We start from the raw sequence: 26,051 nt of genomic DNA, 5'->3' as shown, positions 1-26,051 counted from the left end.
AGGTGGTGAGTTTTAAGAGATTACCAGGTTAAATCGTCTGGGATTTCGTAGTCGGCATACCAGTCGTCTTCATCCTCGTCTTTTCCATCGCTGCCACTTTTATCTAGATCGGCGCGATATATAATTGAAGACTCATCACGCTGAGCAATCTTGTCAGCAACCGGCGTTGGAACCAGTTCGTAAGCATCGTCAAGTAATACCACAGTCAAACGACCTTTTGTCACTTGCTTGTGCATTTCTTCGCTCACATACATGCGCTTTACCACGTTATCGTGAGTAAAATTGAGTACAGTTTCACCCTTACGAGGCTGTTTATTAACGTTAATAAGCTGCCTTACTTGAGCCGCAATCGAACGTTTTTCACGTTCTTCCTGCTGCAATTGGTTTAGCTCACGAGAGCGGGCTTTTTTCTCTTCCGCCGCTTTTTGAGCCGCTAACGTCGCCTCGTCTACCACTGGCTGTTTTTGCTTATTTTTTTGTTTTTGCTTTTTGCGTTTATCAGCGCGTGCTTGTTTTGCCGTAGCTTTATCAGCCAATCCGGCTTTTAAAAGTTGATCTTGTAAAGAGGCCATAATTCACTCTCTATTAATGTAGTAATAAACCTTGCATGAAGCGTGTTGCAAGTCTTCATTGTGTGTCTTAAAACGTAATAAGCCCGAATAAAATCGGGCTTATTGTTTAGGCTTAAGAGTATTATATTAGCTTTGAATTACTTTTTCTTGGCTTTTGACTTAGCCGCAGGCTTTTTCGCTGCTTGCTCCTGCCATTTACCGTTGTCATACCATGCCGACCATCCGGTTGCTTTTCCGCTGTCATTTTCAGACATCACATACTGCTGTTTAGTCTTTCTGCTGTAGCGAACTATCGCAGGATTACCGTCAGGGTCTGTTTTTGGCGCATCAGCAAGATAATAGAATTTCGGCGAAATTCTATCCCTAAAGCGTGCAAGTTCTTCCACTTTCGGCGCACGAGTCTCACGAGATTTAGGGAAATTATGGGCTGCCAAGAAGATGCCCGACGCTCCATCCCGTAGCATGAAGTGCGCGTCAGACTTTTCACACGGAAGTTCCGGCAAATCGACTGGATCTTCTTTTGGTGGCGCAGCTTCGCCGTTTCTAAGCAGCTTACGGGTATTCTTACATTCCTCGTTGGTACAACCGAAGTATTTACCAAATCGCCCGTTCTTAAGTTCCATATCACTGCCGCATTTATCGCATTCGATAATAGGGCCGTCGTAGCCTTTGATTTTGAATGTGCCCGACTCAACTAGGGTTCCATCACAGGTAGGTGTATTACCACAAACGTGAAGCTTCCGCGTCTCGTCTACCAGGTAACTGTCCATAGCTGTACCGCACTTAGGGCAACGCTTTTTAGAGCGAAGTGCTTCTGTTTCAAGCTCTTCTTCGTCATCCACCTTCACCACTTCATCACCAGGCGTGAGGTTCATGGTGTTGGTGCATCGCTCTTTAGGCGGTAAATTATAACCTGAACATCCCAAGAAAACGCCAGTTGAGGCGGTTCTCACATTCATCTCACGACCGCACTTGTCGCATTCAATGCCCGCAGGTATTGCCTGATTTAGGCGCATACCGCCCTCTTCAGGATCTTTCTCTGCATTTAGCAGTTTTCCGTAGAAGCCGCTGTAGAACTCATTAAGAACATCTTTCCAATCTTTATTGCCTTCAGCAATATCATCAAGATGTTGCTCCATGTTAGCCGTGAAGTCATAGCTCATGAGATCGTCGAAGTTTTCCATCAGGCGATCGTTTACTATCTCTCCCATTTTCTCGGCGTAAAAACGTTTGTTTTCTAAACGCACATAGCCGCGATCTTGTATGGTTGAAATGATGCTCGCATAGGTTGAAGGACGACCAATACCGCGTTTTTCAAGCTCTTTTACCAAAGACGCTTCATTGAATCGCGCCACAGGCTTAGTGAAGTGCTGCTTAGGATCAAGGGCTTTTAAGTCAAGCACATCGCCTTTCTGCACATCCGGCAACATAAGCTCTTCGTCGCCTTTTTTGCGAAGCTGTGGCTGCACACGCGTCCAACCGTCAAACTTAAGTACTCGGCCTTTTGCTGTAAGTTCATAGTCTCCTGCCGCCACTTTAATCGTAGTGGCATCGTACTTAGCCGGTGTCATTTGACAAGCTAAGAACTGGCGCCAAATAAGCTCATAAAGACGTTGTGCATCACGCTCCATATCCCCCAGACTCGCCGCACTAATGCTCACATTTGAAGGACGAATCGCTTCGTGCGCTTCTTGCGCGCCTTCTTTGCTCCCATAGCGAATTGGCGAATCTGGTAGGTATTTTCCACCAAAATTATCTGAGATATATGCTCGCGCGCTGTCTACTGCTTCTTGGCTCAAATTGGTCGAGTCGGTACGCATATAGGTGATGTAACCCGCTTCATAGAGACGCTGAGCCATCATCATGGTTTTCTTAACACCAAAGCCCAATCGCGTGCTCGCTGCTTGTTGCAGCGTAGAGGTAATAAATGGCGCAGAAGGACGACTCTGCGTTGGCTTCGACTCGCGGCTTTCTACCGTGTAATTAGCGCCCTCTAGGTCAGCGAGTGCCTTATCTGTTTCGGCCTTGTTTTTAGGCTTAAACGCATTGCCCTGGTGCTTGGCAACCAACATGCGAAGCGCAGCTTTTTGCTGGCTGGTCAAATCTGCGTGAACGTCCCAGAACTCTTCTGGTACGAAAGCTTTGATTTCGCGCTCTCGCTCGACAACAAGCCTAACCGCTACCGATTGAACACGCCCAGCTGAAAGACCGCGCGCAATCTTTTTCCACAGCAGTGGCGACACCATAAAGCCCACAACTCTGTCTAGGAAACGGCGTGCTTGCTGCGCATTAACGCGAGATATATTTAGCTCACCCGGGTCTGAAAACGCGTCTTGAATGGCATTTTTCGTAATTTCGTTGAAAACGACTCGCTGATAAGTCTTATCTTTTTTGCCTAACAGTTCTTGTAAGTGCCAAGCAATCGCCTCTCCCTCGCGGTCCAAATCCGTTGCGAGATAGATAGTGTCGGCGTCTTTTGCGAGCTTTTTAAGTTCGTTGACTACCTTTTCTTTGCCCTGCAGCACCTGATAGTGAGCCTTCCAGTCTTTTTCTGGATCAACGCCCATTCTGTCTACAAGCTTCAAGTATTCGTGACGACGAAGATATTCTTGACGCTCTTCTTCGCCTAAAGTTTTGAGTTCTTTAGCCGGTTTTTTAGGCTCTACTTTGCCTAACGCCTTCGTTGGAAGATCTCGCACATGGCCAACCGAACTTTTTACGATAAAATCTTTACCAAGATATTTATTTATCGTTTTTGCTTTGGCTGGTGACTCGACTATGACCAGTGATTTTGCCATATAATTGAACTAAACCTATTGATTTTTAATGACTATTTACGTCAAATTCTGAAAATTGGAGCAGCCCGACACTATATATAGGGTACTCGCTCTTTTTTAACATATATCTACAAAGTGAATGGAAAACAAGATCTTCTTCATACTTATTCTTCCCACCGCTCTAAACGCGCACAAAAACTGTACATTAAATAAGCAGTGCGATTGGCAACGGCCTTAAAAGCCGTATAATGCCAGCCATTCCAACCTGACCTAACGACGCGCTCAGGTTTAAAGAAGTGCTGCGTTTGCCCCTGTACAAAAGCGAAAGCGCTGCAGCTGCTACCAATTTAATGGCAGTGTCTATAAGAATGTAGCATATGGGGTCAACAGCAAAAACTACAAGAATGAGGGAAAGTATGAAGCAGTTTGAAGTTAACTTTGATGGTCTTGTTGGGCCTACCCATAACTATGCCGGCTTATCGTTTGGCAATGTCGCTTCCCTAAACAATGCGAATGCAAAAAGCAGCCCTAAGCAGGCTGCAAAGCAGGGTCTTGCAAAAGCAAAAGCGTTGGCCGATATGGGAATGGTTCAAGGTGTGTTAGCTCCGCAAGAACGCCCTGATATCGCTGCACTGCGTCGGTTAGGTTTTACCGGCTCCGATGCTCGTGTGCTAGAAAGCGCTGCAAAGCAGTCTCGCGAGATTTTCTTAGCATGTTGCTCTGCTAGTAGCATGTGGACTGCAAATGCCGCCACTGTGTCTCCTAGCGCCGATACTGCCGATGGTCGTGTGCACTTTACCCCTGCAAACCTAACAAACAAGTTTCATCGCTCATTAGAGCCTCAGGTAACCGGCAATATTCTGCGCGGTACATTCGCCAATGAAAAACACTTCGCCCATCACCAGCACTTGCCAGATAACGAGCATTTTGGTGACGAGGGTGCAGCTAACCACACTCGACTTTGCAGCAATTATGGTCAGGCTGGCGTGGAGTTGTTTGTTTATGGTCGCCATGCTTTTGATACCAGCAAACCTGCGCCAACAAAATACCCGGCTCGCCAAACACTAGAAGCGTGTCAAGCCGTAGCGCGTCTGCATGGCTTAGACGACGATGGAGTGGTTTACATGCAGCAAAACCCTGATGTTATCGACCAAGGTGTATTTCACAACGACGTAATCGCCGTAGGTAACCAAAACGTGTTGTTTTTCCACGAGCAGGCGTTTTATAAAAAAGAAGCGGGCTTTAAAGAGCTGCAAGCAAAATTTGGTAGCGAGCCACTTCACTTTATTGAAGTTCCAACCGCGGAAGTGTCTGTTCAGGATGCGGTTAAAACCTACTTGTTTAACACGCAAATTATAACGCTTCCTAGTGGTGATATGACCATTATCGCGCCAACTGAATGTCAGGAAAACGAAGCGGTTAAACGTTACTTAGACAAGCTAGTTACACTAGGTACGCCAATTAAGTCTGTTAACTATTTTGATGTTAAACAAAGTATGCGCAATGGCGGCGGTCCTGCTTGCTTACGCCTGCGTGTTGCTATGAACGACCAAGAGCTTGAAGCAGTAAATCAAAACACGTTAATCAACGATATACAGTTTACGCGCTTGAACGCGTGGGTCGATAAACATTATCGCGATGAACTAAGCGAAGATGACTTACGCGATCCTCAGCTACTAATTGAGTCACGCACGGCTCTCGATGAGCTTACACAGATTCTGAAGATTGGTTCGGTTTATCCGTTCCAGCAGGGTTAGCGCTTTAACGTGCAGAAAACTAAAAAGAAAGCCGGCTATCAGCCGGCTTTTTTATTCTAAGTATTTTTTAATACTTAGATGAGTCCGTACCCTTACGGTGTCACAAGCGTGCACTGGTCAGACACACCAAACGGGTTTGCTGGCGGAGACGCCCCTTCATCGGTTACATCGTCAGCAGAAATACTCAATGTGTAGTTCATCGAAGCCTGAGCCTCGCTTCCTGTAGACTGACCAAAAACGGAAATAACTGCATCGTACCAAACCGCATAGCTGCTTGGATAACGGTACTCTAATTCGGCATAACCATTTTCATCTGTTTCAGCGTTGCCGTTAGCGAAGGTTATGGTGCCCACTAACCCAGGCGTAAGCATCTCGTCGCCATTAGTGTCTTCATTAGTTGGAGTTGTATCCAAGATGCCATTATCGTTAACATCTTCTGTCAGACAGTTCTGATTAATTATTGCTATCCATTGTGATTCATCGTCATCATAGACCCAGAACCCTGTACGATACTCACCATCGTTGACATATTTTGCAGGGCCGACAGACGCAGTTAGGCTTACACCGCTAACTGGCTGACCTGCAGAGTCAGAGACAAATACACTGAATCGCTTCAAGTAAGATGTAGAGGTAGGTTCTTCTAGCTCATTACCCGTGCCCAAAGAAATATCGAATGCACGAGCACCCACAGTCAAGGTGACTTGATCATCAATCGCTGAATCATCAGCAACAAACGCGGTAATCACTACGGACTCTAGGGTCGAAACTGAGCCAGACGTAAAGACTGTTGTCGCTATCCCCTTGCTATCCGTGGTTGCTTGAGACGGTGATACAAATCCGGTAGATACATCAGAGACAGTAAAATTGACCACGCTGTTTTTTACCAAATTACCATCCACATCGCGAACCACCGCGCTAATAGTGCTGGTTTGTCCGTCAGGACCCAAAATGTCAGGCGATGCATCAGCAATAAGTGTGTGCGGTGTAGTAGCTACAAACTCAATTTGAGTAAGTGCCGAAACCAACACATTACCGCTTCCGTCACTAGCCGTTGCCGTAATTGAAGAAATACCAGCATTGTTGGCGCTGATATCGATACTTGCCTGTCCTTCTGCATCGGTTTGTACGGTTGAGTTGCCGTCAATTACGCCACGTGAGGCGCTAAAAGTAACTTCTTGACCCACTACTGGCGTGTTGTTTTGACGCCACTGCACAGTGATTGTCTGTGCTTGGCCCAGCGGCACTTCTTCAGTAGGCAAGTTAACGAAGTTAAATTCGTCTTGCTGAACCTGTACCGTAAAACTTGTTTCAGCATTAAGTGCTGATGCCGTAATGGTATTTTCTCCAGAAGCGGAGGCTGTATAGGATACCGTTGCTTGACCATTAGCCCCGGTATTGACCGTGGTACTGCCAAGTGTGCCGTTGGTTGCAGATAAGACAACATCTTCGTTTTTGATAGTCTCGCCATCGGAGTCTTGAAGACGAATTGTGTATTCAACGGTATCGTTTAAAATGACCGACGACGCTCCATTAATAGTTACTTCTGTCCCAGTAATGGTGATATCAACAGATTCAGTAAGGCTACCTGCTCCAGCAGTGATAGTAATAGTACGGTTTGATTTGTCATTCTGTGATGTCAATACTGCGCGAGCCGTGCCATCGGCAGCGGTTTCTGGCTGTGTTAACTGAAGTTCAACGCCATCACCTGTTGCTGCAGAAAAGCTCACTTCGACCCCTTCCATCAACACGCTTTGCTCATTTTTTACTAACGCTATAAGTTCGACTTCATCACTACCGCTAGATGCCAGTTGAATACTGTCAGCGAAAAGCTCAAGAGAAGCAGGCTCTTCACTTACCGTGGTACTACCTTCAGAACTGAAGGTAGTAGAGTCTTTCTCGCCTGTAGCTAGAGTAGCCGTTACTTCGCCGTCGCCAGAGGCGCTTCCAACCGACATGCCTATTGTCGCAACACCTTCGGTATTTGTTAATGCCGTCGCCGTATCGTTTGAGAAGGTAGCAAGCTCATCATTACTTAATGAGAAGGTGAGCAGAAGATCGGCCTGAGGCTCACCCAATGAATTAGTTACTGTTGCCACTGCCGTTAAACCATTGCTTGATGAAAGGTTATTATCGGCCTCTCCACTTTCATTTTGCAATGATAATGCAACACTAATAGTAGTAGGTTCTATGGCGCTTGCCGCTGTGGCAGAGAACGTCGTACTCCCTGTTTCACCACTACTTAACGCTGCGGTAATTTCACCATCACCCGAAGCCGTACTGGCGTTCAAGCGAATTCTAGCAACACCGCTTGAGTTGGTGCGCGCAGTACCTGTGTCGTTGCCGAACTCTGCAAGTTCATCGTTACTAAGCGTGAAAGTTAACAGTGCATCTGAGTACGGGTTGCCTTGGTCATCCGTCACCGTTGCTACTGCAAACAAGCTATTGTTTTCTGATAAGTTGTTGTCGCTTGCCCCACTTTCATTTTCTAATGTTAAAGCTATCGAATAGGTAGGTGTGGTTGTACCGTCGTCTCCGCTTCCATTATCCGTGTTATCCCGAGAGACTGCAGAACCGCCTCCACCACATGCTGTTAGCATAAATATTGCGCTAATTAGGCTTAGCGCTCTCGCTAATGTCGACATAATTCGTTCCTGAACCTCTTTTATTGACAATTGCGTCGTTTTTTATGTTTAAAAATCAACTGAATCTGGCACACTACGGAAGATTAAAAATATAAAAATGCACAGGAAACATTAATGTCTTCATCTGCACATAAGTATAGTTTAACTGCCCGCATATTTATCGGCATGGCTGCCGGTATCTTGACTGGTGTCTTTCTCCAATTATTGTTTGATGATAGCGGAGATTTTACTTTTTCGGTATTCGGTTTTGAGTTCTCAACGTATAACATTCTTGTTGAAGGTATATTTTCCACTCTCGGCCAAATATTTATCGCTAGCTTAAAAATGCTGGTGGTTCCCCTCGTTTTTGTTTCTCTTATTTGTGGAACTAGTACCTTATCAGACCCGAGCAAGTTGGGAAGACTGGGTGCAAAATCGGTAGGGCTATATGTTGTCACAACCGCAATCGCCATAACACTAGCCATGAGTATAGCTTTGGTGGTTTCTCCCGGTGACGGACTGAATTTAACCACGGAAACCTCGTTCCAAGCGAAAGAAGCGCCTAGCCTGTCAGACGTTATTGTGAATATGTTCCCTAGCAACCCCATAAACTCTATGGCACAGGGCAACATGCTTCAAATCATTGTTTTTGCTGTACTGTTCGGTATAGCAATGGCGATGACAGGTGATGCAGGCAAACGTCTTACCGCTATCTTTGAAGATATCAATACGGTAATCATGCGCTTAGTGACAATCATCATGAACCTAGCGCCATACGGTGTTTACGTACTAATGGCGAAGCTCTTCTCAACCATTGGCGGCGAAACCATATTGAGTTTGGCGAAGTACTTCTTTTTAGTATTTGGCGTTCTGATCCTTCACGGCTTAGTTACCTACTCTGTTTTACTCAAAGTTTTGGCAGGTTTAAACCCGGTCATTCTGTTGAAAAAAATGCGAGACGCAGCCCTATTTGCGTTTAGTACGTCAAGTAGCAGCGCCACCCTGCCTGTGACCATGGAAACAGCGAAAAACAAACTTGGCGTGGGTAACTCAGTTTCATCGTTCACCCTACCATTAGGCGCAACAATTAACATGGACGGTACCGCCATTATGCAAGGTGTGGCAACAGTATTTATCGCCCAGGTTTACGCTGTTGATTTGAGCCTTGGCGACTATATGATGGTAGTGTTGACCGCCACGCTTGCTTCTATCGGAACCGCTGGTGTACCTGGCGTTGGCCTTATTATGCTGGCGATGGTTTTACAGCAGGTAAACTTACCCGTTGAGGGTATAGCACTTATTATCGGCGTAGACAGACTACTTGATATGACCCGTACTGCGGTAAATATTACCGGTGATTGTATGGTGTCGTGCGTTGTTGCTAAGAGCGAGGGCGCGTTAGATGAGAATGTTTATAACGACCCTAAAGCAGGTTTGAAACAAGAAGATGTGGATTTCGAACACTTCGAAAAAAATAAATAGCATAGGTTCAAGCCCACTGAGTGCGCTCTCAACATAATGTAAGTGGCGCACAGGAACAGCCGTTAAATACAAACAAGGCCAGCATAATTTGCTGGCCTTTTTGTTGATTGTCCTGTTTCTAGCCACCTAACCGTGAACACTAGCCTTGTAGATTGACCCCGTGAACCACCGTCCTTAGAACAATGCTCCGATAAACATCTATATCTTTCGGATCCCTCGCCTATGTTACTAAAACCACAACTCTGCCAAGCGTAACGGGTCGGTGAAACAGGTCGGTGAAGCATGAGTTAACTATCATCGACCCGTAATAGTTCATTTTTTAATTAGTTAGTGAAGCGCAGAAGATGGCGACACTTTTGCAGCTTTTTGCGCTGGATACAACGTAGCCCCAACACTTAAAAACATAGCTACAACAACCGTTACTACCACGTCCTGCCAGTGTAAGCTTGATGGTAGAAAATCAATAAAATAGATATCGCCAGAGAGTATTTCTACATTTAACAACGTTTCAATAAAACGCACAATATCTGACAAGTTTGGTGCTACCAGCAAGGCAAGCGCAACGCCAACGGTAATGCCGACAACCCCGTTAATAACCCCCTGAAGTACAAAGGTATTGCGAATTAGACGGTCAGTGGCTCCCATTGTCTTTAATATCGCAATAGCAGCCTGTTTGTCTCTTACCGCCATTACTAATGATGACACTATATTAAAACAAGCAACGGCAATCACTAATGTAAGCGCAATATAAACCACTGACCGTACAAGCTGAATGTCGTTATATAAATGCCCTTGAGTACGTGTCCAGTCAGACATATAAACAGCTTGAGGATAGCTATAGCCAATATCTCGCATGGTATCGTATGCTGAAAAAGGATCGTTAAGGGTGAACTGAATACCCTGGGCTTTAGAGGTAATACCAATAGCTTCCGACGCAGTCGCTAAATGCATCAGCCCAAGCTGATTGTCTAGCTCACCACCAACAGATAGCACCCCTGCAATAGTCAGCGTAATAGAACGTGGCGCCTTAAAGGTTAAATCATGGGTGGTTTGAGGTATCAATAGCTGAACTGTGTCACCCACATCTAGCGCCATTGAAGACATAATACCTTTACCAACAAGCAATCCATTAGATTGCTTGGAAAAGTTTAGCCAATCTTGACTAGCTACTCTTTCAGCGTATTTATCACCAACCTGATTTACTGGGATACCGGTAACGCTAATAGCCTTTAACTCGCCTTTTGACTGCAGCATGCCTGTTAGCCCTGTGTAAGGGGTTACCGATGCAATACGGCTATCTTGTGAAAAACGGTAAAGCTGAGCATCTAAATTCTCTATTCCACTTTCGCTTTTACTGTATAGTTCGCCGTGTGGAACCACGCTTAAAATGCGACTCGTTAGCTCTTTTTCAAAACCGTTCATAACACTTAGCAGCACGATAAGAACAAAGCACCCAAGCCCAATACCAATAGTCGACGACATTGATATAAACGAAATAAAGCGCTGTTCGGAACGTGTTTTTCTAAATCTCTTGGCCAATTCAAGGGCGAGCATCTTGACCCTCCACAGGCAATGCTTCGCTAGCTAACCGGCCGTCTTTAATCTTCAGTACCCTATCCATTTTCGCAGCAAGGGTAGTGTCGTGGGTAACCACTACAAAGGCTGTCCCCTTTTTCTCGCTTAAGCTTTTCAAAAGCTTATAAATTTGTTGCCCTGTAGAATCATCCAAATTCCCTGTAGGTTCATCGGCAAGCACCACAGAAGGTTCGGTAACCAACGCACGGGCTATTGCCACACGCTGTCGCTCGCCTCCCGACATGGTTGAAGGTAAATGATCCATTCGATGGGAAAGCCCTACTTCTTCTAACATAGCTTGAGCTTTAGTATGGGCCGCTTTTGTGGATAGCCCTCTTATTATAAGCGGCATCGCAACGTTTTCTAAGGCCGTGAACTCACCAAGTAGGTGATGAAACTGGTAAATAAACCCCATTTCGTCATTGCGAAGTTTAGCTAGCGCATTGCCAGATAGTTTGCCAAGAGATTTCCCGTTAAATTCGACATCGCCGCTGGAGGGTTTATCTAACCCGCCTAGTATATGTAGCAGCGTACTTTTCCCTGAACCAGAACTGCCTAAAATGGCTACGTGTTCACCAGCTTTTATCGAAAGAGAAACATCGTGTAATACGGGGGTGGCATTACTGCCTTCTTGATAGGTTTTATTAATATTGCTGCAAATTAGCACATCTTGCATGCGACTGTTCTTCTATAGTTTCCAGACGGTGAATGGTAGCGCTAAACACTACCAACACCAACTGAAAAATAACAGCGCTAAAACGCGTTATTGTGTGTCTTGGACACTTTTAGCGAGTGCGTCGGTAGACTGAGGCTTGCCAAACAACCATCCTTGACCGTAGCCGATTGTTAAACCTTTTAATTCATTAGATTGGTCAATATTCTCAACGCCTTCTGCAATCAGGTCGACATTAAGCCCTTCGGCAATGCTAACAATATGTGGAATAAGCGAAGAACGAATACTGTTGTCCTCCATATCCATTACAAAACTTCGGTCAATTTTAAGATAGTCACAGTTCAAGGTTTTTAGCTGGCTTAGGTTAGAGTACCCCACGCCAAAGTCATCAATAGCAAATAAGAACCCTTTACTTTTTAACGATTTAATATGCTTAACCGCACTATGAGTTGCTATCTGTTCATCTTCGGTAATTTCCAGCACCAACTTGAAGTTTTTAACATTCATTTCCAGAGCAAAATCTAAGTCTAAACAGTCTTCTCTTGTAAAGTCGAAAGGAAACAAGTTAAAGGACACTTTAAACCCATTTGGGATATCAGGATTCTCATTAAGCTCCTTCATCGCAGTGGTAATCATATCGACAGTAAATTCCCAGGTCATTTCTTGCTCTTTAACTTGCGGAATAAACTCATCAGGATAAATAGGCCCAAACTCGTCTTCAAAGCGACTTAGCACTTCGCAACCAATCACTTTGCCCGTTTCCAAATCGACAAATGGCTGATAAAGACTATAAAATTTATGCTCTTTTAAGCCTTTACTTACTCTGGACTCCAAAGAGCGTCGACGACGTAGATAATTAAACACCAGCATGTGCGTGAGCGCGGCCGTCAACAGCATAGCGAAAACGAACAAGACAATCTTACCCGTGTGTAAATCTAATACCCTTCCGTGGTCAGATTTAACTTTTAAACAGGTGTTATTGTAGCGCTCATCGCACAAGATGAATTGCAATGAGAAATACCCTGTACGCGCTTCCATGTCATCTTGGCTAAGCGTGGTATCCACAAGCCCTGGGTTACCTGCCATATGGTAAAAATGATCACCATTGTAAAAAAGCTGCCAATCTTGGGTAAAGCTGTAGCCAATAACGCTATCCATATCAAGCACAGCGTTATAGCGCCCACGTTTAACTATTGTTCCGGTCGCTTGCTTATCGAAAAGTTGCAACGGCGTATTTATCCAGAATGCATCCCCAAGCTGGGTGTAAAAATCGGGGGTTGCCTCTTGTATGGGCTCTTCAAGAATACCCAGATAGGTACTACACAACAATGCGCCGTTTTCATAGAAACCAATTTCTTTTACGAAACGGGAGCGAAAAAGAGTTTTGCGCATTTCTGCCAAGTTTTCGAGTTCACAAGACTGATACGGCAGTGCGTTGAGATAATCGAGAGTAATTTCTGCATCTCTAAAGACAACGCGTACATTATCTAAAATCTCTTTAGCACGGCTTTCCTCTTGTTCTCTAACAAACACAAACATAACTATGGCAAGAACAAATGTAACTAAGGCCACGCTTAACAGAGAGACGCCAATCGCTTTTAAATTATCAGCCAGAAAATACCGTTTTTGATCGCTTTTATTCATAATTTCCGTTGTTGTAAAACGCTAACGTCCTAACTGTAGTACAGATTCAAAAAAACACACTACGACTTTAGGGCACATGTTACTGTTTGTTAGATAGTTTTAATGCTTAACGTGTGGTTCTTGAAAATAAAAATGAAAGGTTTAAAAGCTAAGGAAATACAGATATGAAATTTTTCTGGCGCGTTTTAATAACGGCTATTATGCGTGATGCGAAAAATGCTTTTGCGGGAAAAATAACTAAAGAGGATGCTAATAAGAATTAAAGCTTTATTTTCTTGGATTAGGGGGAGAGAAACTAACTTAAATGAAAACTTGTTATGTCTCTTTATCATTAATGGCGGAGCGGACGGGACTCGAACCCGCGACCCCCGGCGTGACAGGCCGGTATTCTAACCAACTGAACTACCGCTCCGCAATAATGAAAAGCGCGCATTGTTCGATTAATGGCGGAGCGGACGGGACTCGAACCCGCGACCCCCGGCGTGACAGGCCGGTATTCTAACCAACTGAACTACCGCTCCACATAATCGAGATTGCGCTGTATAACTAAATGGCGGAGCGGACGGGACTCGAACCCGCGACCCCCGGCGTGACAGGCCGGTATTCTAACCAACTGAACTACCGCTCCGAAGACCTTTTAGTTATACCATTGAAAGAGTGGCGGAGCGGACGGGACTCGAACCCGCGACCCCCGGCGTGACAGGCCGGTATTCTAACCAACTGAACTACCGCTCCACATCTTCAATGTTATCAGTGAGTTGACTTGGGTGTTGTTGCCCTGTCCCCTGACTGCGGCGCAGATAATACGTATTCCCCCATGTGGAGTCAACGCTTTTTATTAATAAAATTGTCATCTGCGGTTTGTTTGCCTGTTAAATAGACATTATGTCGAAATAAAATTCAAAGTGAACAATTTAACATCGCATAATCACAACTGTGACAAAACATGCATTAGGATTTTTCCGGTTTGCTTTCTTTTTTAAACATCCCGAATAACTTTTTCAAACCTTTCGGCTTTTCTTCCATAGAAAGATCGGCATCAGTCGTAGCTGGAGATTGCTTTGCCGGTGAAGACAACGGTTTAGGAGACGTACGCTTTTTACGCATAAAAATGATAACCGCCGCAGCAATAACACCGATAAGTACAATTGACCCATTAACCGCTATCAAGATAATGGTCAACGTTCCACTATCCATTTCTTCTAGCGAGGACTCTTCATTTTGCGTCATAGCGGCAGGGTTTAGATCAGGTGGCGCAACTAATGGTGCACTTCCATCAACAATCGGGTCTTTTCCATCTATTAATGGGTCTTCAACTTCAGGCTCTTGCGGCCCCTCAGCAACAAAACTAAATTCAGGCACATCTAAAATAAAATCTCTGCCATTCGTTGTTGTTCCATATGCTGTAATCTTTACTCTAAAAATGCCTTCTTCATAGGCAACAATTAAATGCTCGCGAGGCTCATTGCCCCCTTCGGTCAAAGAAAAGTTCTGCATGTCTGCATTAGGGAACTTTACCTTTCCGTCCACAAGCAAGGATTCGATGTCCACTAGCTCTCGATCAACATCAATTATGATCTTATGGTAGCCGTCACCGCCGCCATTCATTTCTACGTCAATAGAAACAGGGTTGTCATGTAAGACAATAGGTTGATTTTCTTGCTCGCGGGTATACATGGGGGTAATGACACGAAAAACCGGCTTCCACTCGCCCGCCGCTATTTTTAAATTAAATTGACCGGTAAAGACACCATCTCCAGGGCGCTCGTCCATTCCTCGGCCGTCGTCTTGAAACGTAGCAATATTTTGATCGCCTGTGCCAAAGTTTCCGAAGTTAGGGTTGTTTGTGCTCTTAAATTCAATATCAAGCTCGACTACATCTCTAAACTGCTTGTTGTCAATTGGCTCGCCATTATTTGTAAGGTAGGCCGTAGATTTTAGAATTTCACCGGCAAATAGAACATCAGGTAAAGGGTCGGCATGTAACTCTATATTTGATATAACCATCACACGGCTTTCTGGCAGTACTTGGCCCACTGCTTGCCAAGGCCCGGGGACCGGATTTTTAATGGTTATCATGTCGAAGGTATCGGCATCGAACCACTCTACTTTTTCTTCGTCCACTCGCCCCTGAAACAGCTTAGATCCATCTGGTCTCACAAGTACAACCGGGGCAGAGCCATACTCTCTGAAAAAGACCATGGTGATTTCTTCAACGTTGTAATCAACCCGAAATCGGTTTTGTAAAAGCTTTATTGAGTTTGTATAGCTGTCGCCCAAGTCAGTAAGGGGCGAGGTATCAACATCTTGATTATTTGACTGAGGGTTTTGAATTGCGCTATCTGCGAGCTGCCTAGCGGCATCGCGCTCGTCTTCTTGCGACTGAGCGCCAGCGCTCAAGTGTATAAAAAGCGATAAAATAATTCCCCAAGAAAACCACACTCTCACGCTACGCTGCTCCTGCACTGTTTGGCTATTTTATTTCTATTTAAATGTGTTTGGCTAAGACACCTCTTCTGGCTGAGGACGCCATAAGCATTTGCCACCTGCTTTTTCTACAATGTCCAAGCGAGCTTCATGCTGTGTTATTTCATCGGCGGTAGCTTTAATAACCTTTAATTTATTTGAGCTTCGCTTAACTCTTCTTATCGCGGTGGAGTCAGCATCACTACCAGAACTAGATGCTAGTTTAAGTTTGGTCTGCCCACCGGTCATTAACAGGTAAACATCTGCCAGAATTTCCGCATCCAGCAAAGCGCCGTGAAGAGTTCGATGACTGTTGTCTATACCATAGCGCTTACACAAGGCGTCTAGGTTGTTTTTCTGGCCAGGGTGCATTTGGCGCGCAAGGGTCAGCGTATCAAGTACATCACAGATTTGATTGGTAATGACGCCCTTCGTTGAACCTTCCATTCCAAACTCGTGATCCATGAAGCCCACGTCGAAGGGTGCGTTGTGAATAACGAGCTGTGCCCCTTTGATAAAGCTAACAAACTCCTGGGCAACTTGAGAAAACGTAGGCTTGTCGGCAAGAAATTCATTGGTTATGCCGTGAACTTCAATTGCCTCTTGTTCAATATGGCGGCCCGGGTTGATGTAAACGTGAAAGTGATTCCCCGTCAAACGGCGGTTAACAACTTCAACACACCCTATTTCGATAATGCGGTGGCCTTCTTTGGGGTCAATACCTGTGGTTTCAGTATCGAGAACAATTTGGCGCATGGAACCTCTACTATAATTACACTTTCATTTTTTGATAGTATATCAACCCCTTTGCAATCCGCTAAGGGAAAACACAAGATAAATTAAGCGAGTTAACCTAAAGGAAACGCTGTGGCTCAAAAGACCATTCACATTTATACCGACGGCTCGTGTCTAGGTAACCCTGGCCCGGGCGGGTACGGTGCTGTACTAATTTATAAACAGCATAGAAAAGAGTTGAGCAATGGCTTTGCCCACACCACGAACAATCGTATGGAACTGTTAGCCCCGATTGAAGCACTCAATAGCTTAAACGAGTCTTGCAACGTTGAACTGACTACCGACAGTCAGTATGTAAAAAATGGTATTAATCAGTGGATCCATAACTGGCGAAAAAACGGCTGGCGCACTGCTGATAAAAAGCCAGTTAAAAACGCAGATTTGTGGCAACGTTTAGATGAAGCAGTGAAAAGGCACAAGATAAACTGGCATTGGGTGAAAGGCCATTCAGGACACCCAGAAAATGAGCGTTGTGATGACCTTGCACGCGGTGCTGCAGAAGCGAACCCAACAAAGCCAGATGAAGGCTTTGTTGGGAAGTAAAATAACTTAGCAAAGCGTCTTTAGTGAGAGCCTTCACTAGAAGCTCTCGCTCGTGGCTTTTACTAAACACGTTTAACACGCGCTTTTACTAAGGGCTTCCTACCACGAACTATCACCAAGAGCTTTTTACCACGAACTATTACCAAGAAATGACCAACTTGCCCTGTGTGTCGTTGTTCTCTAGTCGCGCATGAGGCTTGTCGATATCATCAATATTGTAATGAGTATCAATGTTTACATTTAGCTCTTTGTTTTCAAAAGCGGGCAAACATACGTTAGAGAAATCACGTATCAAGTCCGCTTTATACTCGTCGCTTCGATTTCTCAGTGTTGTACCAATAATGGTAGCTCTCTTTCCTAAAAGCAAAGCCATATCAAGATTATCAGCATACCGTCCTGCTAACATGGCTAGGTAAACCACTTTGCCGTCTTGCTTCAGCACTTTAAGGTTTCGGTTAAGGTAATCGCCACCGACCATATCAAGTACCATATCAACGCCTTCAGGCCATACTTTTTTCAGAACGTCATCAAACTGCTGCTGTTTGTAGTTAATTAGATGTTCTGCACCATTGTTTTCACAAAGGTTAAGCTTGTCTTGGCTTGACGCTGTTACTGCGCTGTATACGCCCCAATACCGACATAGCTGAGTGGCCGCCAACCCTACACCACTTGCGCCCCCATGTATTAAGACACGTTCAGCTGGCTTAATATGAGCAATGGTGCGTAAACACTGAAATGCGGTAAGGAAAACTTCGGCAAGACCTGCTGCTTCAAAAAATGGCATACCCTTGGGGATAATCATTAAATGGGCAGGATTAACAATGACTTCAGTGGCATAGCCACCACCTGCGACCAAACCAAATACTTCATCGCCTTCTTTAAAGGTACTAACATCGCTGGCAACTTCTGTTACAACACCTGCTACCTCTAACCCAAGGATTTCACTTTCCCCTGGCGGTGGTGGATAACTACCTTGACGCTGCAATGTATCTGCTCGATTTACACCGAAGGCTTTTACCTCTACTTTTACTTTTCCTGATGTTAGCGATAACCCATCACATTCCTTTACAACCAGTTCGCTTGGGCCGCATCCCTTTTCAAAATCCACATAGCGCATACTCTGCATCCAATCCTAGTTTCAAAATTTTATTCGTAATTTGTCTATGTACTTCTCTATCAATCAGTTTGGGTTTCTTCTAAGTTTATACCAGTCGGCATAGATAATATTCAACACAGAACCTATTAAATGCGTATAATCGCGGCCATTACCGTGAGCGCCTAATGTCGCTTACAACAGATATATATTGTTTAAACTACCACGAGAGCCTACATGTCAGCACAGGTCATATTACAACCCTCCAGAGATAAATCACTTCGCCGTAAACACCCTTGGATTTTCGAGAGCGCCGTGGCTGAGCTAAAAGGCCGTGCGCGGGTTGGCGATACGGTAGACGTATTTGACTCTGAAGGCGATTGGTTAGGTCGAGGCGCTTATTCTCCAAACTCTAAAATTCGCGTTCGCATGTGGACGTTTAAAAAAGACGAAAGCATTGATAACGGCTTTTTCTTGCGCAGGTTAGAAACTGCGCTAACGCTGCGTAAGCGCTTGTTTGACCCTACCAAAACGAATGCGTTTCGTTGGATAGCGTCTGAAAGTGATGGTCTTCCTGGTATTACTATAGATCTGTACGACAATGTTGCCGTGGTGCAGCTTCTAAGCGCTGGCGGTGAAAAGCACCGAGATAAGATAGTATGGGCAATCACCAAGCTAATGCCTGATGTTCACGTCTATGAGCGCAGTGACGTTGATGTACGCAAAAAAGAGGGATTAGAGCCGATAACAGGCGTGCTTCACGGCGAGCCACCCATGCAGGTTACGGTAAAAGAAAACGGCATTAATATCGTTGTTGATATTGAACATGGTCATAAAACCGGTTTTTACCTCGACCAGCGTGATAGCCGTGCCGCCTCAGCACACTACGCAAAAGATGCTGACGTACTAAACTGTTTCAGCTACACAGGCACATTTTCTTGCTATGCCCTTTCGGGCGGTGCCAAGTCGGTGACTAACGTTGATGTGTCTCAACCAGCTTTAGATTTAGCTAAACATCATGTGGCAATTAACGGATTAGATGAAGATAAGGCGCACTATGTAAACAAGGATGTATTTAAAGCGTTGCGTGAATATCACGAAAAGGGCAAACAGTTCGATATGGTCATACTCGACCCACCAAAGTTTGTTGACAGTAAAGCTACACTAAACCGTGCTGCCCGCGGCTATAAAGACATTAATATGTACGGCATACATGCTGTTAAATCTGGCGGATTGCTGCTAACTTTCAGCTGTTCAGGTCTTATGCCTGCCGATTTATTCCAGAAGGTTGTGGCCGATGCTGCCCTTGATGCTGGCCGTACTATAAAAATCATTGCAAGGCTAAATCAAGCGTCTGACCACCCTATTATTGGTAGCTACCCTGAAGGCTACTATTTGAAAGGTCTAGTTTGTGAAGTCACCGACGATTAGAAATGAAAAAGCGCCCTCGTTGTTATAGAAACTTGGGCGCTGCTTTCACTTATTGAATTAACGATAGGTTATGCAAATAGCTTAGAAAGCGAGCAATAAACCTTACATTTTAAGAAGCAAAGCTTATATTATTTGAAAAGCTATTCGATAGTTGCTGTGAAGACTCACTTGTTTGCCCTTCAGTAACCGCCTCTTTGTCCTCTAATTTTTTCCATACCATTTCGTGGAAATAGAAGGCCACAGTATTAATTGCTGGCTCAACTAATGCTACCGCACCGCCTACTACTAAGCTGCCCGTAAGTAGGTAGGCTACAGTAAAGGCTACTGAAAAGTGCATAACAGCAAAGGTAATTGTCTTTTTCATAATTATCGCTCTCTCAAAAGTTTAGATTCTGTTTGCTTTCGCATTAATGAGAATTATTATCAATTGAGAGAAAAGATTAAAATAGAAAAAACTGAACGGCTTATTCGATTTATTGAATGATAAGCGACGACCGAATACTTGTAACACTTGTAATAGCGATGGAAAGGCGAGGTTAATTTCGCCTTTTTACCTAGGAATAACCTATTTCATCTGAGAAATTTCAACGCCTATAATACAGCTTGAATCAGATTCTGGTTCACAGCGTACGACCGTAGCTAACGCTGCCAAAGAAGGGATTTGCGAGCTAGACGATTCTATAGCAACACTCACCTGTGTTCCCACTTCAATTGAGGGTTCGTCAACTTCTAACGACATTCCTGTGGCGCTTATATCTTTGCACATTGCCTGCATGGTGCGGCTCGACTCATCGTCAGTAATTTGCAACTGACACGGCGAATTTACCATCATCCTGAAAAAATTTCGCTTATCGTCGTATCCCAACATGTCTACTTCTCCTGATTTTTAGCATTACGCTGACGACTACAATTGTTGTTATAGGTTGATGGCGATAACTTGTCAATCGAACTGTCTAGTTTTTATTCAACAATGCTGCAAAAGTAGTATTGGTCTTACCTCAATGAGTCGACGAATATCTTTTACTATCGATAAAACAGAACGGCTCTATGCTTACTAGGTATAAATAATTAGGCCCCACAATACGCTGCATTGCGGGGCTTTAATATAATTAACCAGCCTATGTAGAAGCGCTTCGCGCTTGAAAAGCTATGCGTTACACATTGTCTATATCGAGAACGTCATCAAAAGTCTGCTAAATAGAGGGTTATACGCTTCGCTGATATGGGGTATGCCGTACCAAGTTGCTGCGCAAACAGAGAAACACGCAACTCTTCTATCATCCAGCGCACATCGATAAGGGCTTGTGGCACTTTACCTTTAGGATACTTGCTGCACGCTTTTTCCCATTCCTTAATCGACTTTTCTACGGTTACCTGATGCATTCTGTCTTTGTTGGGGTCAATAGGTAGCTTCTCAAGGCGACGGGCCAAGCCTTTAATATAGCGGTTCCAATTGTCCAGCCTACTTTCACCAATTTGAGAGACAAAGCCAGGGAACACCAATGACGCAAGATGTGCTTTACAGTCACCTAAGGCGTTTATCATGGTTAGCGGCACATTACCTTTCATTTGCTTTTGGCACTGATGGGCAAGAGTAAGCCCCTGCTCTACCTGCTTGGCGATTTCTAACACTCTGTCATTAATATTCGCTCGTGTGATCTCTAAACAGGCCTCAAAATCAGCTTTATTTCGAATGTCAGTGTCGTTAGTTTTGCAATAGTCACTAACAATGGCGTCGATACCCGCAAAAATACAGTCATCGATCAGCGCTTTCACTTGCCCAAATGGATTGAAATACAAACCCAGCTTGGCTTTGTTCGGTAATTTGCTTTGCAAATAGTTAAGCGGTGACGGCATGGCATTTTTAATCAAGACATTTACGCCTTGCTTATGTAGCACCTGCGCTTTATCGGCTTCTTCAATGAGCGCAATATCTACTTTATCGCCCTTTTGCACAAGTGCTGGGAATGCCTGAACTTCAAACCCGCCTACCTTTTGCACAAAGGTTTCTGGCAAGCTTTCGAAATCCCACTGTTCGATGTTATTGCGCTCTAATTCCGGTGTCGCAGCTTTTTCAAAGGTTTGCTTAACCTGTCCTGCGCACTGTTGCTTAAGCGCGTGAAGATCGTCACCTTTGGCAATATCATCACCGTTGTCGTTCACTACCGCAAAGTGCATTTTTAAATGCTTATCAAGCTGAGCTAAATTCCACTCTTCGCTTTCAATAACAACGCCAGTCATTTTACGAAGTTTATCGCTAACCGCTTCAAGCAAAGGCACAGGGCGATTGTTTTTGTCCGTTTCACTGATATCAGCAAGGCAGGCATCCGCAAAGTTAGGCGCAGGCACAAAATTACGTCGCAAACGCTTAGGTAAGGTTTTAATTAAGCCTACTATGAGGTCGTGCCTTAGCCCAGGTACTAACCAATCAAAACCTACATTGTCTACTTGGTTAAGCACTGGTAGCGGGATCACTGCCGTTACACCGTCATCTTCAGCGTTGGGTTCAAAGTTATAGCGTAGCGGCAGCGTAATATTGCCCTGACGCCATACATCAGGGAACGCGTTCGCTACCGACTGCCCAGGCTGCTGACGATACACGTCTTCTTCTTTAAAGGTTAAACTGTCGTTGCTTCCGTGCTGCCTAAACCATTTCTTAAACGCTGCATCATTATTGGCTTCAACCGGGATACGTTTAGCGTAGAAGCTTACAAGCTCTTCATCATCTACAATCAAGTCGCGACGTCGAGTCTTTTGTTCAAATTCGTCAGCTTGTTCCAGCAGTGCCTGATTTTCCTGTAAGAAGCTGTAATTGAGCTTAGTATTGCCCTCTACCAAGGCTTCGCGGATGAATAGCTCGTGGCAGATTGGCGGGTCAATAAGGCTATAAACCTTCGCACGCTTCATCACTATGGGCAGCCCAAACAGAGTAACCTTTTCAAACGCGATAACCGCGCCGCGCTTTTTAGACCAATGGGGCTCTGAATAGCTTCTTTGTACAACGTGTTCAGCTAAAGGCTCTACCCACGCTGGGTCTATTTTTGCCACCATACGGGCAAAAAGTTTAGACGTTTCTACCAGTTCGGCTGCCATTACCCATTTTGGCTGAGACTTTGATAACCCTGAGCCTGGAAAAATTAAGAAGCGTGAATTGCGTGACCCCATATACTCACGATCTTTATCTTTAAAGCCCATGTGCGACAGCAAGCCGCTAGCAATAGCTTGGTGAATAGCCTGATAGTCGGCTTCTTGCTTAGAAATACCAAAGCCCAGTTCAGCAATAGACTTTTTAAGTTGGCTTACAATGTCTTGCCACTCGCGCATACGTAAATAGTTGATGAAATTCTGCTTACACCATTTGCGGAGCTGATTTTGGCTTAGTGCGTTTTGCTGTTCTCTAAACGTCACCCACAAGTTGTAAAGGCTTATGAAATCTGAATCTTTATCGTGATATTCGCTGTGTTTCTCGTCTGCCTGCTGGCGTTTTTCTTGAGGTCGCTCTCGTGGGTCTTGAATTGAAAGCCCCGCCGCAATCACCATAACTTCGCTGAGCGCGTTTGTGCGCTCGGCTTCTATCACCATGCGTGCATAGCGTGGGTCGATGGGCAATCGTGCTACCTGACGACCTAGCGGGGTAAGCTGCATCATGCCGCTTTGCTTCGTTTTTCTATTAGCTTTGCCTTTCGCAATAGCTTGGATTTCTTCAAGTAAGCGAAAACCGTCGTTGATATTGCGGTTATCAGGCGGCTGAACAAATGGAAAAGCAGCGATGTCGCCTAGCCCTAAAGCAAGCATTTGCAAAATAACCGACGCTAAATTAGTGCGAAGTATTTCAGGGTCAGTAAATTCCGGACGCCCTAAATAGTCGTCTTCGCTGTATAGGCGAATACAGATACCATCAGACACACGGCCGCATCGCCCTGCCCTCTGATTCGCTGAGGCTTGAGATATTGGTTCAATGGGCAGTCGCTGTACTTTACTTCTAGCACTATAGCGTGAAATACGGGCAAACCCCGGATCTATTACGTATTTGATACCGGGTACGGTTAATGAGGTCTCTGCCACGTTAGTGGCAAGAACAATGCGTCTGCCGCTGTGAGACTGAAAAATGCGGTTTTGCTCTGCTGCCGATAACCTAGCGTAAAGCGGTACGATTTCAGTGTTGCGATAATGCTGTTTGCTCAAGGCATCTTGGGTGTCGCGTATCTCGCGCTCGCCGCTTAAGAACACTAAGATATCGCCCGGCGCTTCGCGCATTAGCTCGTCGACAGCATTTACGATGGCGTCGCTTTGATCAATATCGTCATCATTATCTTCTGGCGCGTGATAACGAATTTCTACCGGATAAGTACGACCGCTCACTTCGATAATCGGCGCATTATTAAAATGCTTAGAGAATCGTTCTGGGTCAATGGTGGCAGAGGTAATGATAAGCTTTAAATCAGGGCGCTTATCTAACAGCTGACGCAGATAGCCTAACAAGAAGTCGATATTGAGGCTTCGCTCGTGAGCTTCATCGATGATGATAGTATCGTACTGATTTAAAAAGCGGTCTTGCTGCATTTCAGCTAGCAGCATACCGTCGGTCATAAGCTTAACGTAGCTTCGTTCGCTTACCTGATCGCTAAAGCGAATCTTAAAACCCACCTTTTCACCAAGGGGCGTATTTAGCTCTTCGGCTATACGCGTAGCTACACTTCGCGCCGCTAATCGTCTTGGCTGGGTGTGGGCTATCATACCGTTTACACCGCGGCCTAACTCTAAGCATATCTTAGGAAGCTGTGTCGTTTTACCCGACCCAGTCTCACCTGCAACGATAACCACTTGGTTATTCGCAATCGCTTCTTTAATGTCTTCTTTTTTATCGCTAACCGGCAGCGGTGGGTACTCAACCTTAGGAAGGTTGTTTTGACGCCAATTGCGCTTTTCTATTGATGTGTTGATGTCGCTTTCTAGCTTCTCGAACTGCTTTCTAAGGCTTTCTTCGCTTACTGAATGCTTTGTCTCTTCTTTTTTCCCATTTTCTTTACCGCCAGATGCGTCATTAGCTTTTTGTGCAAGCTGCGTGATCCTGCGCTTCAAACGAAACTTATCTGCGCTTAAACAATCGTCTAGTTTGTTGTAAAGAGGTTTTATAGCAAGTGGTGAAGACAAAGTGACATCCTAAAGCGAGTTTCTAATCATCAATAAAATTCGGGCGGTGATCCTAGAAGATACCGCCCTAAAAAGCCAGTGTGTTAAGCGTTACGAGAATTTAAGCGCTTTGGGTTAATTCATCGTCTTGCGCCGTTTTAAAACGGGGAAAACCGAACCAAATGGCCGCCACACCAAACACAAAAATAAGCATGGGGTACCAGCAATAAGGCGTAATGGCCAAAGGTGAAATGCCCACTACGGCCGCTGCACTCAAAAGCTGCGCACCGTAAGGTACTAAGCCTTGAAAGCTGCACGAAAAGATATCCAGTAATGACGCGGTACGGCGTGGGTCTACGCCGTATTTTTCGTTCAGGTCTTTAGCAATTGGGCCTGCGGTAACAATCGCAATGGTATTGTTTGCTGTCGTAATGTCTAAAAAGCTGACCAAGCCAGCAATACTAAATTCCGCGCCTTTCTTAGACGTGACTTTACGGGTTAAGCGTTCGATTAACCAAGTTATACCGCCGTTAGCGTGCATTAATGCCACAATGCCGCCTATGGTTATGGCAATCATCGCCAAGTCCTGCATCCAGCCCATCCCTTTTTGAATGCTTTGCATCATAGAAAGTGGCGTAAAGCTACCCTGAACCAGACCCACTGCGCAGGCACTGGCAATACCCACTGCAAGTACGCTGATGACGTTAAACCCTGTTAGCGCGAAAGCAATGATGCACAAGTACGGCACTATGCGCCAAAAATCATAGCTGCCGCCTTCAACAATGCCAGAAGTATCAACATCGACCATAAGCAGTAATGCCATGGTTACGATGCAGGCTGGCACGGCCACCATTAAGTTTGCTTTGAATTTGTCTTTTAACTGCACGCCCTGCGTTCGTGTTGCGGCAATGGTGGTGTCTGAAACAAACGAAAGGTTGTCACCGAACATAGCGCCCCCCACTACAATACCCAGCGCCATTTCCACCGGCAGCCCTAAACTTGTGGCAAGGCCTGCACCTATGGGTGAGAGCGCGGTAATGGTGCCCATGGAGGTACCCATGGAAAATGATATGAAACAGCAAATCAAAAACAGGCCCGGCAATATCAGTGCGGAAGGCACAAATTGTAGCGCCATGTTAACCGTGGCATCCCTAGCACCAATATCAATAGTCACGGCATAGAATGCACCGGCTAACAGGAATATAAGCACCAAAAGAATAATGTTTTTATCACCACCACCTTTACAAAAGGTTTGTACCTTTTCAGAGAAGCTGACCTTTTTACCTTTCGGATTTAAACATAGGCCATACCCAGCGCTGATAAAAAACGCCACCAAAATAGGCATCGCAGTAATATCGTTTGTGGTAATTCCTGTCACTACAACAAGAATTACAAAAAGCAAAATAGGCGTTAAACCTAACGGATTGGGTGCGATAGAATTTGGTGCAATGTCGTTATTTTCGTGCACAGAAAACTCTCTTTTGGTTTT

The 26,051-nt window shown here is 44.9% G+C and carries 17 protein-coding genes and 4 tRNA genes; 4 read left to right on the top strand and 17 right to left on the bottom strand.

Going from position 1 to position 26,051, the window contains the following annotated elements:
• Positions 1-20: 20 nt before the first annotated feature.
• Entirely contained in the window at positions 21-572 is a 552-nt protein-coding gene (locus ACYX4W_RS11480) for a DUF2058 domain-containing protein (protein WP_334058135.1), read from the bottom strand.
• Between the two features lie 137 nt (positions 573-709).
• Positions 710-3,370: a type I DNA topoisomerase gene (gene topA / locus ACYX4W_RS11475; protein WP_476073279.1), complete on the bottom strand. Its 2,661-nt coding sequence runs from the start codon at positions 3,368-3,370 to the stop codon at positions 710-712.
• Positions 3,371-3,765: 395 nt separating this feature from the next.
• Here topA and astB point away from each other — a divergent pair, with 395 nt between their 5' ends.
• On the top strand, positions 3,766-5,106 hold the full coding sequence (gene astB / locus ACYX4W_RS11470; RefSeq protein WP_474807293.1) for an N-succinylarginine dihydrolase: 1,341 nt from the start codon (positions 3,766-3,768) through the stop codon (positions 5,104-5,106).
• A 92-nt stretch (positions 5,107-5,198) separates the two neighbouring features.
• On the opposite strand, the gene ACYX4W_RS11465 is transcribed toward astB, so the two are convergent.
• Positions 5,199-7,748 carry a beta strand repeat-containing protein gene (locus ACYX4W_RS11465; protein ID WP_476073278.1) on the bottom strand — a complete coding sequence of 850 codons (2,550 nt, stop codon included), beginning with the start codon at positions 7,746-7,748 and terminating at the stop codon, positions 5,199-5,201.
• 114 nt (positions 7,749-7,862) lie between these two features.
• On the opposite strand from ACYX4W_RS11465, the gene ACYX4W_RS11460 reads away from it, so the two are divergent.
• The gene (locus ACYX4W_RS11460) at positions 7,863-9,209 is read left to right on the top strand and encodes a dicarboxylate/amino acid:cation symporter (protein ID WP_476073277.1); all 1,347 of its coding nucleotides are present in this window, start codon (positions 7,863-7,865) and stop codon (positions 9,207-9,209) included.
• A gap of 327 nt (positions 9,210-9,536) precedes the next feature.
• Here ACYX4W_RS11460 and ACYX4W_RS11455 read toward each other — a convergent pair whose 3' ends face one another.
• From ACYX4W_RS11455 to dnaQ, 9 genes are all read right to left on the bottom strand, one after another.
• Complete coding sequence (locus ACYX4W_RS11455) at positions 9,537-10,763, bottom strand: lipoprotein-releasing ABC transporter permease subunit (protein WP_474856019.1); 1,227 nt, start codon at positions 10,761-10,763, stop codon at positions 9,537-9,539.
• Positions 10,750-11,460 carry a lipoprotein-releasing ABC transporter ATP-binding protein LolD gene (gene lolD, locus ACYX4W_RS11450; protein ID WP_476073276.1) on the bottom strand — a complete coding sequence of 237 codons (711 nt, stop codon included), beginning with the start codon at positions 11,458-11,460 and terminating at the stop codon, positions 10,750-10,752. The genes ACYX4W_RS11455 and lolD overlap by 14 nt, the downstream gene beginning before the upstream one ends.
• A gap of 87 nt (positions 11,461-11,547) precedes the next feature.
• Positions 11,548-13,101: an EAL domain-containing protein gene (locus ACYX4W_RS11445; RefSeq protein WP_476073275.1), complete on the bottom strand. Its 1,554-nt coding sequence runs from the start codon at positions 13,099-13,101 to the stop codon at positions 11,548-11,550.
• Positions 13,102-13,436: 335 nt separating this feature from the next.
• Positions 13,437-13,513: transfer RNA gene (locus tag ACYX4W_RS11440), tRNA-Asp, on the bottom strand.
• 32 nt (positions 13,514-13,545) lie between these two features.
• A tRNA-Asp gene (locus tag ACYX4W_RS11435) sits at positions 13,546-13,622 on the bottom strand.
• Between the two features lie 30 nt (positions 13,623-13,652).
• Positions 13,653-13,729: transfer RNA gene (locus ACYX4W_RS11430), tRNA-Asp, on the bottom strand.
• 30 nt (positions 13,730-13,759) lie between these two features.
• Positions 13,760-13,836: transfer RNA gene (locus ACYX4W_RS11425), tRNA-Asp, on the bottom strand.
• A 216-nt stretch (positions 13,837-14,052) separates the two neighbouring features.
• The gene (locus tag ACYX4W_RS11420) at positions 14,053-15,549 is read right to left on the bottom strand and encodes a TIGR03503 family protein (protein WP_476073274.1); all 1,497 of its coding nucleotides are present in this window, start codon (positions 15,547-15,549) and stop codon (positions 14,053-14,055) included.
• A 54-nt stretch (positions 15,550-15,603) separates the two neighbouring features.
• Positions 15,604-16,323 carry a DNA polymerase III subunit epsilon gene (gene dnaQ, locus ACYX4W_RS11415; protein WP_476073273.1) on the bottom strand — a complete coding sequence of 240 codons (720 nt, stop codon included), beginning with the start codon at positions 16,321-16,323 and terminating at the stop codon, positions 15,604-15,606.
• A 111-nt stretch (positions 16,324-16,434) separates the two neighbouring features.
• Between dnaQ and rnhA the strand changes: the two genes are divergently transcribed.
• On the top strand, positions 16,435-16,905 hold the full coding sequence (gene rnhA / locus ACYX4W_RS11410; protein WP_476073272.1) for a ribonuclease HI: 471 nt from the start codon (positions 16,435-16,437) through the stop codon (positions 16,903-16,905).
• Positions 16,906-17,044: 139 nt separating this feature from the next.
• On the opposite strand, the gene ACYX4W_RS11405 is transcribed toward rnhA, so the two are convergent.
• Positions 17,045-18,022, bottom strand: a complete 978-nt coding sequence (locus ACYX4W_RS11405) for an NAD(P)H-quinone oxidoreductase (protein WP_476073271.1) — start codon at positions 18,020-18,022, stop codon at positions 17,045-17,047.
• Between the two features lie 213 nt (positions 18,023-18,235).
• On the opposite strand from ACYX4W_RS11405, the gene ACYX4W_RS11400 reads away from it, so the two are divergent.
• A complete protein-coding gene (locus tag ACYX4W_RS11400; RefSeq protein ID WP_476073270.1) occupies positions 18,236-19,429 on the top strand; it encodes a class I SAM-dependent rRNA methyltransferase in 1,194 nt (397 codons plus the stop codon).
• A gap of 109 nt (positions 19,430-19,538) precedes the next feature.
• Here ACYX4W_RS11400 and ACYX4W_RS11395 read toward each other — a convergent pair whose 3' ends face one another.
• The 4 genes from ACYX4W_RS11395 to ACYX4W_RS11380 form a co-directional block, all read right to left on the bottom strand.
• The gene (locus ACYX4W_RS11395; RefSeq protein ID WP_474856007.1) at positions 19,539-19,793 is read right to left on the bottom strand and encodes a DUF2061 domain-containing protein; all 255 of its coding nucleotides are present in this window, start codon (positions 19,791-19,793) and stop codon (positions 19,539-19,541) included.
• 201 nt (positions 19,794-19,994) lie between these two features.
• A complete protein-coding gene (locus ACYX4W_RS11390) occupies positions 19,995-20,297 on the bottom strand; it encodes a PilZ domain-containing protein (RefSeq protein WP_118495239.1) in 303 nt (100 codons plus the stop codon).
• Between the two features lie 314 nt (positions 20,298-20,611).
• Positions 20,612-24,583, bottom strand: a complete 3,972-nt coding sequence (gene hrpA / locus ACYX4W_RS11385; RefSeq protein ID WP_476073269.1) for an ATP-dependent RNA helicase HrpA — start codon at positions 24,581-24,583, stop codon at positions 20,612-20,614.
• Positions 24,584-24,683: 100 nt separating this feature from the next.
• Complete coding sequence (locus tag ACYX4W_RS11380; protein ID WP_474807315.1) at positions 24,684-26,030, bottom strand: Na+/H+ antiporter NhaC family protein; 1,347 nt, start codon at positions 26,028-26,030, stop codon at positions 24,684-24,686.
• Between the last annotated feature and the right edge of the window lie 21 nt (positions 26,031-26,051).

The sequence above is a fragment of the Alteromonas sp. ABH4_454 genome, assembly GCF_056311775.1.
The sequence above is the reverse complement of the archived record's forward strand: the minus strand, read 5'-3'. Positions and strand labels throughout refer to the sequence as shown.